General features: G+C 61.7%; 22 protein-coding genes and 1 tRNA gene. 14 read left to right on the top strand and 9 right to left on the bottom strand.

The annotated features are described in order from the left end of the window. Positions 1 to 14: 14 nt before the first annotated feature. The 4 genes from grxC to ACQ4WL_RS16005 all read left to right on the top strand — a co-directional run bounded on the left by grxC (position 15) and on the right by ACQ4WL_RS16005 (position 2536). Positions 15 to 281, top strand: coding sequence for a glutaredoxin 3 (gene grxC / locus ACQ4WL_RS16020; protein WP_436510632.1), 267 nt, complete (start codon positions 15 to 17; stop codon positions 279 to 281). 160 nt (positions 282 to 441) lie between these two features. Further along, entirely contained in the window at positions 442 to 915 is a 474-nt protein-coding gene (gene secB / locus ACQ4WL_RS16015; RefSeq protein ID WP_010394167.1) for a protein-export chaperone SecB, read from the top strand. A gap of 82 nt (positions 916 to 997) precedes the next feature. Continuing rightward, a complete protein-coding gene (locus ACQ4WL_RS16010; protein WP_436510631.1) occupies positions 998 to 1459 on the top strand; it encodes an SH3 domain-containing protein in 462 nt (153 codons plus the stop codon). A 36-nt stretch (positions 1460 to 1495) separates the two neighbouring features. Continuing rightward, positions 1496 to 2536 (top strand): NAD(P)H-dependent glycerol-3-phosphate dehydrogenase, encoded by a 1041-nt coding sequence (locus tag ACQ4WL_RS16005; protein ID WP_436510630.1) that lies wholly within the window; start codon positions 1496 to 1498, stop codon positions 2534 to 2536. Between the two features lie 35 nt (positions 2537 to 2571). On the opposite strand, the gene ACQ4WL_RS16000 is transcribed toward ACQ4WL_RS16005, so the two are convergent. From ACQ4WL_RS16000 to mscL, 4 genes are read right to left on the bottom strand one after another with little or no spacing between them, the layout of a single operon-like run. Next, positions 2572 to 2916: a cupin domain-containing protein gene (locus ACQ4WL_RS16000; RefSeq protein ID WP_436510629.1), complete on the bottom strand. Its 345-nt coding sequence runs from the start codon at positions 2914 to 2916 to the stop codon at positions 2572 to 2574. A gap of 15 nt (positions 2917 to 2931) precedes the next feature. After that, positions 2932 to 3624, bottom strand: a complete 693-nt coding sequence (locus tag ACQ4WL_RS15995) for a DUF2461 domain-containing protein (RefSeq protein WP_436510628.1) — start codon at positions 3622 to 3624, stop codon at positions 2932 to 2934. Between the two features lie 21 nt (positions 3625 to 3645). Beyond that, the gene (locus ACQ4WL_RS15990) at positions 3646 to 4806 is read right to left on the bottom strand and encodes a Do family serine endopeptidase (RefSeq protein WP_436510627.1); all 1161 of its coding nucleotides are present in this window, start codon (positions 4804 to 4806) and stop codon (positions 3646 to 3648) included. 41 nt (positions 4807 to 4847) lie between these two features. Continuing rightward, the gene (mscL, locus tag ACQ4WL_RS15985; protein WP_436510626.1) at positions 4848 to 5297 is read right to left on the bottom strand and encodes a large conductance mechanosensitive channel protein MscL; all 450 of its coding nucleotides are present in this window, start codon (positions 5295 to 5297) and stop codon (positions 4848 to 4850) included. 414 nt (positions 5298 to 5711) lie between these two features. Between mscL and petA the strand changes: the two genes are divergently transcribed. The 7 genes from petA (at position 5712) to ACQ4WL_RS15950 (ending at position 10458) form a co-directional block, all read left to right on the top strand. Next, on the top strand, positions 5712 to 6320 hold the full coding sequence (gene petA / locus ACQ4WL_RS15980) for a ubiquinol-cytochrome c reductase iron-sulfur subunit (protein WP_034783594.1): 609 nt from the start codon (positions 5712 to 5714) through the stop codon (positions 6318 to 6320). Between the two features lie 2 nt (positions 6321 to 6322). Then, entirely contained in the window at positions 6323 to 7735 is a 1413-nt protein-coding gene (locus ACQ4WL_RS15975) for a cytochrome b (protein WP_436510625.1), read from the top strand. Positions 7736 to 7771: 36 nt separating this feature from the next. After that, the gene (locus tag ACQ4WL_RS15970; protein ID WP_436510624.1) at positions 7772 to 8536 is read left to right on the top strand and encodes a cytochrome c1; all 765 of its coding nucleotides are present in this window, start codon (positions 7772 to 7774) and stop codon (positions 8534 to 8536) included. Between the two features lie 120 nt (positions 8537 to 8656). After that, entirely contained in the window at positions 8657 to 9268 is a 612-nt protein-coding gene (locus tag ACQ4WL_RS15965) for a glutathione S-transferase N-terminal domain-containing protein (RefSeq protein ID WP_010394154.1), read from the top strand. Between the two features lie 140 nt (positions 9269 to 9408). After that, positions 9409 to 9921, top strand: coding sequence for a ClpXP protease specificity-enhancing factor (locus tag ACQ4WL_RS15960; protein WP_436510623.1), 513 nt, complete (start codon positions 9409 to 9411; stop codon positions 9919 to 9921). 26 nt (positions 9922 to 9947) lie between these two features. After that, positions 9948 to 10023: transfer RNA gene (locus ACQ4WL_RS15955), tRNA-Thr, on the top strand. Between the two features lie 228 nt (positions 10024 to 10251). Next, positions 10252 to 10458, top strand: a complete 207-nt coding sequence (locus tag ACQ4WL_RS15950) for a dodecin (RefSeq protein ID WP_436510622.1) — start codon at positions 10252 to 10254, stop codon at positions 10456 to 10458. Positions 10459 to 10485: 27 nt separating this feature from the next. Here the strand turns inward: ACQ4WL_RS15950 and ACQ4WL_RS15945 are convergent, their stop codons facing one another. Continuing rightward, positions 10486 to 10797 carry a hypothetical protein gene (locus ACQ4WL_RS15945; RefSeq protein WP_426087385.1) on the bottom strand — a complete coding sequence of 104 codons (312 nt, stop codon included), beginning with the start codon at positions 10795 to 10797 and terminating at the stop codon, positions 10486 to 10488. A gap of 76 nt (positions 10798 to 10873) precedes the next feature. On the opposite strand from ACQ4WL_RS15945, the gene ACQ4WL_RS15940 reads away from it, so the two are divergent. The 3 genes from ACQ4WL_RS15940 to ACQ4WL_RS15930 all read left to right on the top strand — a co-directional run bounded on the left by ACQ4WL_RS15940 (position 10874) and on the right by ACQ4WL_RS15930 (position 12532). Then, positions 10874 to 11170, top strand: coding sequence for a hypothetical protein (locus ACQ4WL_RS15940; RefSeq protein WP_436510621.1), 297 nt, complete (start codon positions 10874 to 10876; stop codon positions 11168 to 11170). 15 nt (positions 11171 to 11185) lie between these two features. After that, positions 11186 to 11332: a hypothetical protein gene (locus tag ACQ4WL_RS15935; RefSeq protein ID WP_436510620.1), complete on the top strand. Its 147-nt coding sequence runs from the start codon at positions 11186 to 11188 to the stop codon at positions 11330 to 11332. A gap of 210 nt (positions 11333 to 11542) precedes the next feature. Further along, positions 11543 to 12532 carry an EDSAP-1 family PEP-CTERM protein gene (locus ACQ4WL_RS15930; RefSeq protein WP_436510619.1) on the top strand — a complete coding sequence of 330 codons (990 nt, stop codon included), beginning with the start codon at positions 11543 to 11545 and terminating at the stop codon, positions 12530 to 12532. Positions 12533 to 12601: 69 nt separating this feature from the next. Here the strand turns inward: ACQ4WL_RS15930 and ACQ4WL_RS15925 are convergent, their stop codons facing one another. From ACQ4WL_RS15925 to ACQ4WL_RS15910, 4 genes are all read right to left on the bottom strand, one after another. Further along, positions 12602 to 13645 carry a LytR C-terminal domain-containing protein gene (locus tag ACQ4WL_RS15925; protein WP_436510618.1) on the bottom strand — a complete coding sequence of 348 codons (1044 nt, stop codon included), beginning with the start codon at positions 13643 to 13645 and terminating at the stop codon, positions 12602 to 12604. Between the two features lie 11 nt (positions 13646 to 13656). Continuing rightward, entirely contained in the window at positions 13657 to 14595 is a 939-nt protein-coding gene (locus ACQ4WL_RS15920) for a type II secretion system F family protein (RefSeq protein WP_436510617.1), read from the bottom strand. Between the two features lie 15 nt (positions 14596 to 14610). Continuing rightward, complete coding sequence (locus ACQ4WL_RS15915; RefSeq protein WP_436510616.1) at positions 14611 to 15588, bottom strand: type II secretion system F family protein; 978 nt, start codon at positions 15586 to 15588, stop codon at positions 14611 to 14613. Positions 15589 to 15711: 123 nt separating this feature from the next. Then, a complete protein-coding gene (locus ACQ4WL_RS15910) occupies positions 15712 to 17058 on the bottom strand; it encodes a TadA family conjugal transfer-associated ATPase (protein WP_436510615.1) in 1347 nt (448 codons plus the stop codon). Positions 17059 to 17072: the final 14 nt, after the last annotated feature.

The raw sequence follows: 17072 nt of genomic DNA, 5'->3' as shown, positions 1-17072 counted from the left end.
CTGAAGGAATGATCATGACCGTACCCGTAATTGTGTATAGCACCGCCGTGTGCCCGTATTGCGTGCGCGCCGAGCGCCTGTTGGAATCGAAGGGCGTGAGCGTGCAAAAGATCCGCGTCGACCTCGACCCGGAAGAGCGCATCAAGATGATGGAACGCACGGGCCGCCGTACGGTGCCGCAAATCTATGTGGGCGATACCCACGTGGGCGGATTCGACGATTTGTATGCGCTCGAGCAAGCCGGCAAGCTGGACCCCTTGTTAAACGGCACGGCAGCCTGATATAAAGCGGGTTCGAGAAATTGCTTGGTTTTTTGTCGTATTGTTTTGATACAATTGCCCTCGCACCTGATCTGGCCGCGCCTACCCGGCGCGGTTTACATACCGCAAGCACCATATTTGAACGGTGTGCCGTTCTTGTCCTTTACAACGAAAGCGTTCCATGTCTGACGAAAATCTGCAACCAGTCTTCCAAATCCAACGCGTCTACCTGAAAGACATGTCGCTGGAACAACCAAATTCCCCAGCTATTTTCCTGGAACAAGAAGCACCAGCGATCGAAGTAGCTCTGGACGTGGGCGCTGCGCCTCTGGCCGACGGCATCTTCGAAGCCACCGTGACCATCACCGTGACCGCCAAAGTCGGCGATAAAGTCGCTTTCCTGGTCGAAGGCAAGCAAGCTGGTATCTTCGAAGCACGCAACATTCCTGCCGATCAACTCGATCCGCTGCTGGGAATCGGCTGCCCGAACATCATCTACCCTTACCTGCGCGCCAACATCGCCGACGTGATCACCCGTGCCGGCTTCCCGCCAGTGCACCTGGCCGAGATCAACTTCGAAGTGTTCTACCAACAACGTCTGCAAGCTATTGCTGACGCCGCTGCAGCAGCTCCAGCAGCCAGCGAAACGCACTAAGCTCTTGCAAGACCCCGCCAGCCGTCAAGGCTGGCCTGACACGGCGGCCTGGCCGCCGTGTTTCGTTAAGGTTCAAAATATCATGTTGAAAAGTGCGCTCTTGAGCAAGTTCCGCTGGATAGCCGGCGCCGTGCTGCTGCTGGCCACCGCCGCCAGCCACGCCGTCGATTTCAAAACGGTGGGCGCGGCTCCCGTGATTCTGTATGACGCGCCATCCTCCAAGGGCGGCAAACTGTACGTGGCGCCACGCGGCATGCCGCTGGAAGTCGTGCTCAGCTACGGTGAATGGGTCAAGGTCCGCGACGCCAGCGGCGAAATGGCCTGGACGGAAGCCAAGGGCCTGTCAGCCAAGCGCAACGTCGTGGCGCGCGCCGCGAACCTGAAGGTACGCGCCAGCCCCGACGACACCGCCTCGCCCCTCATCCTCGTCGACAAGGGCGTGCTGCTGGAAATGAGCGAGCAGCCAAGCTCCGGCTGGGTCAAGGTGCGCCACAAGGACGGCCAGAGCGGCTACGTCAAGACCAGCGAAGTGTGGGGACTGTAAGCACCACGCCCGTTTCCCCTGCCCCGTTGAGGTTGCATGCAAGTTTCTCCTGAAGTCACTCCCGATAGCATTCCCGTCGCCCGCAAGATCACCATCCTGGGCGCCGGCGCCTGGGGCACGGCCGTGGCCATGGCCCTGGCCGGCCGCCACGACGTGCTGCTGTGGGGCCGCAATGGCGACGCCATGACCGCCATGGCCGCCAGCGGCGAAAACAGCTATTTGCCCGGTTTTACTTTACCGCCGCAACTGCACATCAGCGCCGATTTCGACGCCGCCGTCGCGCATGCCAGCGGCCAAAATGGCCTCTTGATCGCCGCCTGCCCCGTGGCAGGCCTGCGGCCCCTGCTGCATCAATTGAAAGACAAGGCCATCGGCAACCTGGTGTGGCTCTGTAAAGGGTTTGAAGGCGGCACGGGCTTGCTGCCGCACCAGATCGTGCATGAAGTGTTGGGCGACAATATTCCCGGCGGCGCCCTGTCCGGCCCTTCGTTCGCACAGGAAGTGGCGCGCGGCCTGCCGTGCGCGCTGACCATCGCCTCGCACAGCGCCGCCTTGCGCGGCGCCGTCGTCTCGGCCTTGCATGGCGGCACCATCCGCGTGTATGCGAGCGACGACCTGGTGGGCGTGGAAGTGGGCGGCGCCGTCAAGAATGTGCTGGCCATTGCGACCGGCGTGGCCGACGGCCTGGGCCTGGGCTTGAATGCGCGCGCCGCGCTGATCACGCGCGGCCTGGCGGAAATCACGCGCCTGGGCACGGCCCTGGGCGGCCAGACGGAAACCTTCATGGGCTTGACGGGCATGGGCGATTTGATTCTGACCTGCACGGGCGACCTGTCGCGCAACCGCCGCGTCGGCCTGGGCCTGGCGCAAGGCAAGGCGCTGGCCACCATCGTGGCCGAACTCGGTCATGTGGCCGAAGGCGTGCCGTGCGCCAAGGCCGTGCGCGAACTGGCGCGCCGCATGGGCGTCGACATGCCGATCACCAACGCGGTGGCCGGCGTGCTGTTCGATGGCGATTTGCCGCACGTGATGGTGCAGCAGCTGCTGTCGCGCGATCCGCGCGCCGAGGCGGCCTGAGGTGGCCTAAGGCGGCCTGACCCGCCAGGGAAAACCTAGCGCCCCGCCTTGTGCATGAGTATGGTCAGCAGCAACAGGCTGTCTTCGCGCGCGGCCAGCGCATGCGCCTGGCCGCCGTGCAGGTACAGCATCTGCCCCGGCCCCAGCACTTGCTCCTTGCCATGCGTATCCACCGCCACCTGCCCTTGCAGGCACAGCAAGGTGATTTCACCGAGCACATGATGCTCGGGCATGGTCTTGCCCTTGGGCATGCACATGCGGATCAATTCCAGTTCGTCCGTTCTGGCCAGTGCGATGGCGGAAAACTGCGACAGGTCGTCGCCGTCCCTGCGCAGCACCTCGATCACCTGTCCTGATCTTGCATGCTCCAGTGCCATCATGTGCTCCTTCAGCAATTACTCGGTGACGTCCTCCGGCTCTTTCGCGCCGCGCATCCATTCGACCAGCGGCCACGCATCCTGCAAGCCTTCCGCCAGGGTCGGCAGCAGTTTCTCGGGCGCGTTCACGGGCAGCGGCACTTCGGTCCAGACAAAAAAGCTTTTGAGCTTGATGAATTCGATATGTTCGGCATCCGCCTCGAAACCCTTGGGCGGGCGCTGCAACTTGCCCTCGTTCTGGATGGTGCCGAAACGGGCTTTCAAGCGCTTATTTTTCAGCACTTTGGAAAAACCTGGCGCGTCGTTGACCATGTGTTCGCGCAGCGCCTTCAGGCGGCTCGGCGGCGGCATGTATTCGCCGGCGCCGAACAGCAGATTGCCCTGGCCATCGATCTGCAAATAATACGTGGGGCCGCCCGCCTTGCTGGGACGGCGCATGTCGTTCGGCGCGATGGCGGCCGAAAACCGCGTTTTATACGGGCTCTTGTCATGCGCGAAACGCACGTCGCGGTTGATGCGGAACAAGGCCTTCTTTGGATTGCAGTACTTCACGGCCGGGTCGAACTTGCCGAGTTCAGCAATGAGGGACGTCACCAGCGCGAGGAATTCCTCGCGCAGGATGTCGTAGCGGGGCTTGTTCATGACAAACCAGGGACGGTTGTTGTTGTCGCTCAGTTCACGTAAAAATTGGGTCAAATCACGCACATGCATGTGTCAAATTCCGATCAGCAACTATTTGGAAAGCTCTTTCGGGAGGGGGCGCTTGCCCACCATCACGTCGAGCGCCGCTTCGCGATTCTTGCGCAGCACCGTCATTTTAGCTTTTCCGCCGGGCGGCAGTTGGGCGATCAGATTGAGCATTTCCGTCGTGTCGCCGACGGGTTTGCCTTGCACCGTCAGCAGGATGTCGCCGGGCACGATGCCCGCCTTGTCGGCCGGGCCGTTGCGCACCACGCCGGCGATGATGGCGCCGCTCGAGCGCTGCAAGTTGAAGCTTTGCGCCAGCTCGGGCGTGATGTCCTGCGTTTCCACGCCGATCCAGCCGCGCACCACGTGGCCATCCTTGATGATGGCTTCCATCACCATCTTGGCCGTCGAGACGGGAATGGCGAAGCCGATGCCGACGGAGCCGCCGCTTTGCGAGTAAATCGCCGTATTGATGCCGATCAAATTGCCGCGCGTATCGACCAGGGCGCCGCCCGAATTGCCGAAATTGATGGCCGCATCCGTCTGGATGAAGTTTTCAAAGCTGTTGATGTGCAAATTGTTGCGGCCCAAGGCGGAGATGATGCCCATGGTCACCGTCTGGCCCACGCCGAACGGGTTGCCGATGGCCAGCACCACGTCGCCCACGCGCGCCAATTCCGACTGGCCCAGCACGATGACGGGCAACTTGTCGAGGTTGATCTTGATCACGGCCAGGTCCGTTTCCGGATCCAGGCCCACCACCTTGGCCGGCGCCTTGCGCCCGTCCGTGAGCACCACTTCGATTTCGTCGGCGCCTTCGACCACGTGGTTATTGGTCAGCACATAACCTTCATGGCTGACGATGACGCCCGAACCGAGGCTGTTTTTCAAGTCCTCGTCATCCTCGCCGTCCGGGTCGCGCTCGCCGAAGAAACGTTTAAAAAAGGGATCGCGCGCCAGCGGATGGGCGCCGCGCTTGGGTACTTGCAGGGTGAGGATGTTGACGACGGCGGGCATGGCGCGCGCCGCCGCATCGCGGTAGGAACCGGGCGCCAGGCTGCTCGACGCCGTTTCCACCACGGGCACCGGTTTTGCAGCAGAGCCCAGCTGCTGTACCCGGCTGGCCGGGCGCAGCGCGCCGTACACAAAGTACAGCGCCAACGCGATGGTCACGGTTTGCGCAAACAATAACCAGAATCGTCGCATACAGTTCTCTGCCCAGGTCAGCCGGCCATTGCCGGAACGACTTATTTTGCCAGATCGTTGCTGTTCTGTCCGTTCTTCTGCAGGGAGTCGCGGATTTCACGCAGCAGCACGATGTCTTCCGGCGTGACCGGCGCCGGCGCCGGCGCGACCGGTTCGCTGCGGCGGGCCTTGTTCATCAGGCGCACCATCTGGAAGATGATGAAGGCAAGAATGACAAAGTTGAGCAAAATGGTCAGGAAATTACCGTAGGCCAGCACGGCACCCGCTTTTTTCGCTTCCACCAGGGTCATCGTCGTGGCTTGGCCGTTCAGGGGCAGATAGTAATTGGCGAAATCGAGGCCGCCGAAAATGCGGCCGATGGGCGGCATGATCACATCTTGCACCAAGGAATCGACAATCTTGCCGAAGGCGCCGCCGATGATGACACCGACCGCCAGGTCGACAACGTTGCCTTTCATTGCAAATTCTTTAAATTCCGTCATCATTGCCATGAATTTCTCCTTCGGATATGTATAAAAAACATGCCGATCATACTATTGATTCCCAGTGCCACCAACTTGTGGTCGTAGTCAAGACCAATTCGGGCACAGCCGGGCGCATCTAGTTCGAAAGAACTAGCCACCTCCTGCAAAAGTATATAAATTATGGTACAAGCAACGTTTTTGTTTTATTCGTTGTTTGCTTCACTTATAATTTGCGGTTGCCAGTAACGGGTTTATCCGTTACTGGATAATCAACAAGAAACTGGCACGGGCTGCGCCATTGGCCGAAGTTCCGCAGGGATGTTGCCACTTTACCGTACAAAGATGCGGGTTGCGGCAATCAGTGGGAAAGAGCTTCGGCGACGGTTTTTTCGCAGCTGCCACTCATAATAAAGATTCGCATTTTGACTGATTGGGGTTTGCATGAGTAACGAAAAGCAGGTCGATTCAGGCCGTCGCGGCTTGCTCGTCGCCACGTGCGCGGCGGGCAGTGTAGTTGGATTGGCAACCGCGGGAGCCTTGGTAAGCACCTTCCAGCCGTCGGAGCGCGCGAAAGCGGCTGGCGCGCCGGTCGAAGTAGACATCACCACCTTGCAACCCGGCGAAATGCGCACCGTCGAATGGCGCGGCAAGCCGGTCTGGATTCTGAAACGCACGCCGGAAATGATCGCGTCGCTCAAACAAACCGATGGCAAGGTCGCCGATGCCAATTCCCAACGCAATCCCGCTGAATTCACGCCTGAATACTGCATGAACGAAGCGCGTTCGATCAAGCCTGAAATTCTCGTCGCCGTCGGCATCTGCACCCACCTGGGCTGCTCCCCTTCCTCGAAATTCACCCCCGGCCCGCAACCGTCGCTGCCCGATGACTGGGAAGGCGGCTTCCTGTGCCCTTGCCACGGCTCCACCTTCGACATGGCTGGCCGCGTGTTCAAGAACAAGCCGGCGCCGGACAACCTGCAAGTGCCGCGCCATATGTACCTGAGCGACACCAAATTGCTGATAGGTAAAGACGAGAAAGGCGAGGCTTGATCATGGCTGCTTTTAAAGAAACGAAATTCCCGGCAGACGCTCCCGTCGCCGAAAAAGCGCTGGGTTGGGTCGATGACCGCTTTCCCCTGACCAAGCTGTGGAATGACCAATGGGGCAAGTACTACGCCCCGAAAAACTTCAATTTCTGGTACATCTTTGGCTCGCTGGCCATGCTGGTGCTGGTCTTGCAGATCGTCACCGGCATCTTCCTGACCATGCACTACAAACCGGATGCGGCCCTGGCCTTCAATTCCGTCGAGTACATCATGCGCGAAGTACCGTGGGGTTGGCTGGTGCGCTACATGCACTCGACGGGCGCCTCGGCGTTCTTCATCATCGTCTACCTGCACATGACGCGCGCCCTGCTGTACGGCTCGTACCGCAAGCCGCGTGAACTGATCTGGCTGTTCGGTTTCGCCATCTTCCTGTGCCTGATGGCCGAAGCGTTCTTCGGCTACCTGCTGCCATGGGGCCAGATGTCGTACTGGGGCGCCCAAGTGATCGTCAACCTGTTTGGCGCCATCCCGTTCATCGGCCCTGACCTGTCGCTGTGGATCCGCGGCGACTACGTCGTGTCCGACGCGACCCTGAACCGCTTCTTCGCCTTCCACGTGATCGCCATCCCGCTGGTACTGCTGGGCTTGGTTGCAGCGCACTTGATCGCCTTGCATGAAGTCGGCTCCAGCAATCCGGACGGCATCGAAGTGAAGGAAAACCTGGGCGCCGATGGCCACCCGGTCGATTCGATTCCATCGCATCCGTACTACACCGTACATGACCTGTTCGGCGTGTCGATCTTCCTCGTCATTTTCAGCGCCGTCGTGTTCTTCGCGCCGGAAATGGGTGGTTACTTCCTGGAATACAACAACTTCCTGCCCGGCGATTCGCTGAAAACCCCGCTGCACATCGCGCCAACCTGGTACTTCACGCCGTTCTACTCGGTGCTGCGTGCCACCACGGCCGACTTCATGTACGTGCTGATGGGTGTCGTGGCGGCCTACGTGGTGTTCATCTGGCTCAAGTCGCGCCTGTCGACGACCGCCAAATCCATCATCGCCGGCATCGCCATCGTCGCCATCATCGGCATGCTGCCGCAAGTGCTGGACGCGAAATTCTGGGGCGTGGTGTTCTTTGGCGGGTCCGTCGTGATCCTGGCCTTCCTGCCATGGCTCGACCATTCGCCCGTGAAATCGATCCGCTACCGTCCGAGCTGGCACAAATATGTGTACGCCATCTTCGGCCTGTCGTTCCTGATCCTGGGCTACCTCGGCACCCAGGCGCCAACCGATACGAAAACCATCGTGTCGCAAGTGTGCACCCTGATTTACTTCAGCTTTTTCCTGCTGATGCCATGGTGGAGTGCAATGGGCAAGTTCAAGACCGTGCCGTCGCGTGTGACGTTTCACCCGCACTAAGCCGCTCTCACGCCACGCTCAAAGGACATACATCATATGAAGATTGCAAAAAAACTGCTCGCCATCCTGGCCTTCGTGCCCGCCATGGCTCTCGCCAGCGAAGGCGGCTTTCCGCTGGACAAGGCACCTGACCGCCAGACCAATATGGCAGCGCTGCAACATGGCGCCAAATTGTTCGTCAATTATTGCCTCAATTGCCACGCCGCCGTGTCGATGCGCTACAACCGCCTGCGCGACCTGGGCTTGACGGAAATCCAGATCAAGGAGAATCTGTTGTTCTCAGGTGATAAAGTAGGCGACTTGATGACGACAAGCCTGGCACCGCAGGACGCCAAGGCCTTCTTTGGCGTCGTACCGCCGGATTTGTCGGTAATTTCGCGCGCGAAATCATCTTCCGCTGGCACAGGCGGCGACTACCTGTATACTTACCTGCGTACGTTCTATAAAGACGACACTCGGCCGACCGGCTGGAACAACATGGTATTGCCGAATGTTGCCATGCCGCATGTATTATGGGAATTGCAAGGTGTCCAGACTGCCAAGTTCGTGGAAGAGACGGATCCCCACGAGCCGAGCAAGAAGATCCACAAATTTGCCGGCTTCGAGCAGGTCAAGCCAGGCACGTTGAACAAGATCGAGTATGACAATGCGGTAGCCGACCTGGTCGGCTACATGGAGTGGATGGCCGAACCGGCACAGCAAACACGCAAGCGCCTGGGCGTGTGGGTGCTGCTGTTCCTGTCGGTCTTTGCTCTGCTGGCATGGCGCCTTAACGCGTCGTTCTGGAAGGAAGTCAAATAAGTGAGGCGCCGGCCATAGGCCGGTTTATGCCTGTTTCTGCGTTGTCCGCATGAGTGGACAAGCGACCTGGGGTGAGCCGTTCGCGGCTTCACCCCCTTTGTTTCTAAGGAACTATAAAAAATGATGGTTCTCTATTCGGGTACAACCTGCCCATTTTCGCAACGCTGCCGCCTGGTCCTGTTTGAAAAAGGCATGGACTTCGAAGTGCGCGACGTCGACCTGTTCAACAAGCCGGAAGACATTTCGACCATGAACCCGTACGGCCAGGTGCCTATCCTGGTCGAGCGCGAACTGATCCTGTATGAATCGAACATCATCAACGAGTACATCGATGAGCGCTTCCCGCATCCGCAACTGATGCCGGCCGATCCGCTGATGCGTGCCCGTGCGCGCCTGATGCTGTTCAATTTCGAAAAAGAACTGTTCGTGCACGTGCACGTGCTGGAAAGCGAGCGCGCCAAGAGCAACGACAAGGCCCACGACAAGGCACGCGCGGAAATCCGCGACCGCCTGACGACCCTGGCGCCGCTGTTCCTGAAAAACAAGTACATGCTGGGCGACGAATTCTCAATGCTCGACGTGGCTGTCGCGCCGCTGCTGTGGCGCCTCGACCACTACGGCATCGAACTGTCGAAGACGGCTGCGCCGCTGATGAAATACGCCGAACGCATCTTCTCGCGTCCTGCGTACATCGAAGCGCTGACGCCTTCCGAAAAGGTCATGCGCCGCTAAAAGATAGGCCCGGCAAGCCACGCTTGCCGGGACATCTAGGGCCATGTGTAAAAGTTGTTTTTACGCTGTCCCAGTCTTTTGAACTACCGGTGCGCCCGCCTCATGCTTGACGGGGGCGCTCCCGCCTCACAGTGCCTACCATGTCTGAAATCTCAACCAAACCCTATATGCTGCGCGCCATCTACGAATGGTGCACCGACAGCGGCTACACGCCTTATCTCGCGGTCAAAGTCGATTCTCGCACCACGGTACCGATGGAATACGTGAAAAAAGGCGAAATCGTGCTCAACATCAGCTTCGGCGCCACCAGCGGCCTGAAGATGGACAACGACGCCGTCCGCTTCCACGCCCGCTTTGGCGGTGTCTCGCGCGAAATCTACGTACCGGTCGACAACGTGATGGCCATCTACGCCAACGAGAACGGCCAAGGCATGGCCTTCGAGCCGGTGCTGGGCAACGATGACCCCGACGCGCAGCCGACCGACAGCCCGGCCTCCGCCGACCTGCCGCCGCCAGCGCTGGCTCCGGTCTCCAGCGCCCCGACCCTGTCATCCGTGCCGACCAGCTCCCCCGAACAACGCGACAACGCCACGACCGGCGACGACGAGCCACCAAAAAAAGGCGGCCGCCCGACCCTGACACGCATTAAATAGCGTATAATACGCAACGCGCAGTTTTTGCCGACTTAGCTCATTTGGTAGAGCAGTTGATTTGTAATCATCAGGTGGCCAGTTCGAAACCGGCAGTCGGCACCAGAATTCAGTAGTAAATCAAAGGGTTACCCGCTTCGGCTGGTAGCCCTTTTTTCTTTTTCCCTGCCTGCGGGGCACTCCCAGGTCCTTTGACACGCGTCACCGTCCAGATAAGCTTACGCGCGCATTGCTGCACCGCGCAATGACGTCCGGCACATTTAGGCGCAAGATGAGCACGTGCTTGCGCAAAGCAGGCTCCCGATGTCTGGCTTGCCTACCTGGGGAAACATCATGTCCGCACACATTTACAAGCTGATCGAACTGGTTGGCACATCGACCGAGAGCAGCGATCAGGCGATACGCGATGCCATTGCCAAGGCGGCGCTCACGGTCAAGCATATGGACTGGTATGAAGTGACCGAGTCGCGCGGCCATATCGTCGACGGCAAGGTGGCGCATTTCCAGGTCACGCTGAAGGTCGGCTTCCGGCTCGAATAAAGGGATCGAGTAAGACAGGCGGCGCGCTCAACGCCGCCCGACCACCGCCCGGCTCTCCAGCCACTCCCGGCCGCCGGCCTCCAGCGCGGCTTGAATGACCTTTTCCGGCAAGCTGTACACGGTCGCCCAGCTGGCGCGGCCATCCTGCGTATTCGCGGGAAAGCTGTGCGTCTCGATGGGCCAGTGGTATTTACGCTTGAGCGCTTTGACGATGGCGGCCAGGGAGACGCGGCCTTGCAGGGGCTCGGCGCCGGACTGGTCGCGGTTCGACAGCAGCACGGCCAGGACCTGGCCGCGGCCCGTGCGTGCGCCGGGGAAGGTGGGGGTTTTGTTTGCCATGGCCTATTTTACCGGGCAATGTCGGACGAGATGCGATGTGCCGCACCTTTGATATGGCGCAAGCGCCGCACCAGCTTTGCGGCCACGATGGGTATTTCGCCAGGCGTGCCGGTGCCCCTCCGGCAGCCTGGGCCACTCATCACGGGGAACAGGAGCCTATCATGCACAGCCTGAACATCCACGCCATGAATGGCAACCGGTTGCCGATATTTCTGCCGTCGACCCGCTGCTGCCCGAGGACCTGGCCTGCTTCCGCGAACTGCGCGACGTACTGCAGCGCTATGGCGCACTCGACCGCTTCGGTATTTCCCTGATTCAACGCCAGTTCGACATCGCCGACGATGAGGAACTGATGGAATTCACGGATGTGTAACAACGCACGCTGACGGTGAAACCTGTCAAGAAAAGCGACATCGACTGGCAGCACACGACGATTACCAACTGGAAATTGACGGAAGGTGAGGAAGTGGCGCGCATCGGTTGCGGTTGCGCAAGCAATTCGGGTAGCCACCTGGGCTATCACCGCGGTACCTGAGGCTGGCCGACGCCGCCCGCCAAGCGGCGTCGGCCTTTCTTACACTTCGCCTATCTAGCTCAGTCCGCTTTGCGCAAGTAATTGATTCAATTCACTTTTTTTGTGTGGCATGCAAGCTGCTTATTTGTGTCTACGAAATGAATCCAGGCAAGTCATTCTGGATTCTTTGTCCCCCGGATTTTCCGAGACTGACCACGATAAGAGGCTGCGATGAACGTCGAGCACACACGAAGCAAGACGCTGCGCTGGCTGGGCGCACTGGTGGCGGCAAGCCTGCTGGCCAGCGGCCAGGCGCAGGCCGGCGCCTACGGCTTGGCCGTCAACGACTTGAACAATTTTCGCATCACCACCAGTGCCGGTAGCTTGTCGCTGGCAGGCGCCAACCGCAATGCCAGCGACAGCGCCTTCTTCGAAGGCGGCGTGGCCGTCAATCCGCGCGCCGTCAATACCGGGCCGGCCGCCAACGCCGACGTGCTGCAAGTGTGTTCGGGCGGCGGCTGCAGCAGCTTGCCGCAGAACCACTACGCACCCAGTCCCAGTTCCACGCTGGAATTTGCACGCGGCGATGCGCACGCCTTCGGGAACATACTCAATGGCGGCGCCACCGTACGCGCCGTGGCGGAAGCACAGCGCAACACCGTCGGCGCCGCCACGGCCATGGCCGGCGACACGCTCACCGGTTCCGTCAATCTGACCCTGTCGAGCGCCGGCTTCATCACCTTCAGCTTCATGGGACGGCGCGATCTGCGCACCAGTGTGACGACCATGGGCGACAAGTCGAACGTGTCGATCATGGATATCTTCAATATCTCCTGCAACAGCGCCAGCCCCGTCGGCTGCCTGTCGAATGCAAATGCCGATGGCGTGATCTTCCAGTTCGCGCCCGATGGCGACGCCAGCAATGGCAGCGATATCAACGGCAACCATACGGTCGGCAGCCTCGACCCCTTCAGCCTGAACTTGACGGCCGGCACGAACGACCCCGCCACCGGACGCGCCTTCACGAATGGCTTTGCGCTGTTTTCCCTGACCTCGAATTTCGCCCTGCCCGCTGGCAGCTATACCTTGAACTTTTCCAAGTCCACGCGCACCGACATCGTCGTCATCGATCCCCTGGCCGTGCCGGAGCCGGGAAGCCTGTTCCTGCTGGGCCTGGGACTGACCGCCCTGGCCTTCACGCGCCGGCGCCAGCCGACATAGCAACCGGCATGCTCAAGACACGCGGCGCCCGCCAAGGCGCCGCGTGTCTTTTACGCCAGCAGAGGCGTTTTAACCGAGCCGTGCCAGCGCCTGGCGCGCCAGCTGCAATTGCTGCAGATAATAGCGGTGCAACATGGCCGGGTCACTCAGGTCGCGCCCCAGTACCAGGCGCAGCTCGCTGGCAGGGCAGTCGGCGGCCTGGGTCTGCACTTGCGTCCCCAGTTGGCGGGCCAGCTGGCGCGCCGCCGGCTCTTGCGCGGGCCGGTATTCGACGCGCGTGCGCGCTACCTGGAAGCTGGTTTCATTGGCCAGGCGCACCACTTGCACGGGAGCGCCGGCCAGGCTGCGCGCCAGCGAGGCGGCCATGCCCGGCACGCCGTTGCCATTCACAATTTCCAGGCGCGGATGCGGCGCACCAGCCGCCGCCACGGACCGCAGCGGCGCGGCGACGGGCACGCGCCGCAGCTGGGCCATGCCATCGCTCTGCGTGATCTCCACGCGCGCCATGGCGAGCGCATCCTGCACCGGCGCAGGCACGGGCACCAGCTGCGGCGGCGCCGCGCCGCGCAACAAGGCCATGTCGCGCCGCAAGTCGTGGTCCTGCAAGCTGGCCGCCTGGCGCCGCATGAGGGCGGCGCGCTCGTGTTGTCCCAGGCGCTCCAGCACCTGCGCCAGATGCCGCCAGGCCAGCGCATTGAGCGGATCGAGCAGACACGCCTGTTCCAGCGCGGGCAAGGCTTGCGCATCGCGCCCGCTCAGATAATAGGCATGGCCGAGATTGCTGAACAGATAGGCCTGCTGCGGCCGCGCCATGCCCGCTTCCTGCGTCAGCGTCTGCCATTGGGCGATGGCCGCGTCATGTTCGCCCCGCTGCGCATGCAGCACGGCCAGGCCGTTGCGCGCATTCACGTGGCGCGGCGCATGACGCAGGGCTAGCGCATAGGCCGCTTGCGCGGCGGGCAGGTCGCCCCGCTCGAAATGCTGGCGCCCCGCCACATAGGCGGCATCGGCGTCAGGCCACGCCGGCACCGGTGCATGCGCCAATTGCGTGGTACAGGCGGCCAGGCCGAGGCAGGCACAGGCGACGGCCAGGCGGGAGAGCGTCAAGCGCATGGTGACTCCTTTCAGCGGCTGGCCATGGCCGGCACGAGCACGCGATAGACTTCGATCACGGCCGGCCCCATGAGCACCAGCATCAGGGTGGGAAAGACGCAAAAGATCAGCGGGAACAGCAGTTTCAGGGCGATCTTCGCCGCCGCCTCCTCGGCCAGCAGGCTGCGCTTGCTGCGCAGGTTTTCCGAATGCACGCGCAGCGAATCGCCCATGCTGGTGCCGAAGCGTTCCGATTGGATCAGCATCGCGACGAGGGTATCGACATCTTCCACGCCGCTGCGCAGGGCCAGGTTGCGCAGCGCCTTTTCCTTGGAAAAGCCGGCGCGCATTTCCATCAGCACCAGTTGCAATTCCTGCGCCAGCACCATGCTTTTGATGTGGATTTCGCCCGACACCTTCACCAGCGCGCGCTCCAGGCTCAGGCCCGCTTCCACGCACACGGTCAGCAAGTCGAGCGCATCGGGGATGTTTTCGAAGATGTCGCGCTGGCGCCGCTTGGCCGTGCTGGCCAGCACCAGGTTCGGCAGGTAATAGCCGATGGTGGCGCTGACGCACAGCAGCAACAGCAGCACGCTGCGCAACTGTGCCGCCATGGCGCTGGCCGCATACAGCCCCAGCACGGTGGGAAACAGCAGGGCCAGCACGGTTTTCGCCGCAAAGTACAGGGCGGGCGCGCTCGCTTGCCGCCAGCCCGCGTTCATGAAGCGCGTGCGCAGCGGCGAACGCTCCCAGCCCTCTTCCGGCAGCGATAGCTTGCTGAACGGCTGCGCCACGCGTGCCACTCGCTCCACCCAGCCATGGTCGGCCACCGCGTCGCTGGCGGCCGGCACCATGGCGCCAAACAGGCGCTGGCGCAGGGTGCCGGGAAAGAAGATCAGCCATCCCAGCAGGGCCAGCGCCACGACCACGACGAAGACAATCACGAGAAACAGCAGTTGCGAACCGTTCATGCCACCCCCCTGTTGTTATATCCTGATACGTATCACATTGCGCATCCAGACCACGCCCAGCGCCACCATGCCGGCCGCGTACCACAGCAGTTTGATGCCGCTGGGATCGGTCCACAGCAGGCGGATATATTGCGGGTTGACCAGCGCCATGACGCCGATCATCACCACCGGCATCAGTCCCAGCACCCAGGCCGACATGCGCCCCTCGGCCGACAGCACGCGCACCTGCCCCAGCAGTTTCAAACGGGCGCGGATGATGCGCGCGATGCTGACCAGAACTTCGGCCAGGTTGCCCCCCGATTCGCGCTGCACCAGCACGGCGATGACGAGGTAGCGCAAGTCCGTCAGCGGAATGCGCGCGGCCAGGTTTTGCAGCGCCTCGTTCATCGGCACGCCGTAATTGATTTCTTCATGCGCCATCTTGAATTCGCCGCTGATCGGCTCGCTCAATTCATCGCCCACCATTTGCAGCACATTCGAAAACGAGTGGCCGGCGCGCAACGCGCGGGCCAGGAAATCGGCCGCTTCCGGCAATTGTGCCTCGATCTTTTTCAGCCGCGCCGCGCGCGCGCGCAGCACCAACAGACACGGTCCGCTCACGGCGCAAGACAGCAGCAGCAAGGCACCAGGCAAGGGCATGGACCAGGCCGCCAGCAGCAGCAAGGCTGCCAGCAACAGGGCAGCAGTGACGCCGATGAATTGCGCCACCGACCAGGACAGGCCCGATTGCAGCAGCAGGTGGTCGAGCTGCGCCGCCTGCGGCGCGCGGCGCAGCAAACGCTCCAGGCCGGGCGCACGCGCATAGCGGCGCTGCTTGAGGATGGAGACCCGCTCCCCGCCCGCCTCGCCGCGCGCCGCCATCAGCCGCAAGCGCCGGTTGATGCGCCGCGCCGCGCTGCCGTGCGTACCAGCCCACCACAGCCAGGCCCCTTCCACCATCAGGATGCAGGCGGCGAACAGCAGCACGGCAAAGCCGTAGAAGACCAGGTCCATGATGCCTCCATAAAACAGATAAGAAAACCGTAGCGAGCGGATGTGATTTGTGGCTGAGAAGCGGAGCTGTGCTTTAGCACAGTGAGCATCGCAGGCCGCAAAGCGCGCCGCGCAGTAGGTTTTTCATTCGTAGATGCGGTCGGGGTCGAAGACGCTATCTGGCACCGGCGCGCCGAACATGCGCAAGCGTTCCGTGAAGCGGGGCCGCACGCCCGTGGCACAAAAGTGGCCCAACACCTTGCCTGCGGCATCGACGCCCGTCTGCTCGAAGCGGAAAATTTCATGCATGGCGATGATGTCGCCTTCCATGCCCGTCACTTCCTGCAGGCTGACCAGCTTGCGCGCGCCATCCGTCAGGCGCGACACTTGCATCACCACTGTCACGGCCGAGCAAATCTGCTGGCGTGTGGCGCGCGGCGTCAGGTTCACGCTGGCCATGCCGACCATGTTTTCCAGCCGCGCCAGCGCATCCCTGGCCGTGTTCGAGTGGATGGTCGCCAGTGAACCCTCATGGCCCGTGTTCATCGCCTGCAGCATGTCGAGCGCCTCGGCGCCGCGTACCTCGCCCAGGATGATGCGGTCGGGCCGCATGCGCAGCGCATTGCGCACCAGCGCGCGCTGGCTCACTTCACCCTTGCCTTCGATATTCGGCGGGCGCGTTTCCAGGCGCACCACGTGCGGCTGGCGCAACGCCAGTTCAGCCGCATCCTCGATAGTGACGATGCGCTCGCTGCCGGGAATGAAGCCGGACAGCACGTTGAGCAGGGTCGTCTTGCCGCTACCGGTGCCGCCCGAAATCAGGATGTTGACCTTGGCCTGGCCCAGCGCCTGCAGCACCTGCACCATGGGCGGCGTCAGGCTTTTATAGTCGAGCAGGTTGGCGATGCTCAAAGGTTGTACGGCAAAACGGCGGATCGACAGAATCGGTCCATCGACGGCCAGCGGCGGAATGATGGCATTCACGCGCGAACCATCGGGCAGGCGCGCATCGACCATCGGGCTCGATTCGTCGACGCGCCGTCCCACGCGCGAGACGATCTTTTCGATGATCTTCATCAGGTGCGCATTGTCGTGGAACGTCACGTCCGTCAGTTGCAAGCGCCCGCCCCGCTCGACATACACCTTGTCGCAGGTGTTGACGAGGATGTCGGACACGCTGGCATCGGCCAGCAGGGGTTCGAGCGGGCCAAAGCCCAGCATCTCGTGCTGGATGTCGAGCACCAGGCTATGCCGCTCGTGCTGGTTCAGCACGATGCGCTCTTCCTCGATCACGCGCTGCACCAGCAACGCCAGTTCGTGCTTGAACTGCTCGGCCGTCAGGCGCTTCAGGCGTTCCAGGTCGATACGGTCGAGTATCGTCTGGTGCATGGTCTTTTTCAGCTCCTGGTAGGCGTGCAGCGCCAGCGCCCCCTGCCCATTGCTGGCGGGGCGCACCGTTTCATTCGCCGCCAGGCGTTCGCGTAAAGTCATCTCGGCTCCCATGA

It is taken from the genome of Janthinobacterium kochi, assembly GCF_051380715.1.
Lineage (GTDB): Bacteria > Pseudomonadota > Gammaproteobacteria > Burkholderiales > Burkholderiaceae_D > Janthinobacterium.
The sequence above is the reverse complement of the archived record's forward strand: the minus strand, read 5'-3'. Positions and strand labels throughout refer to the sequence as shown.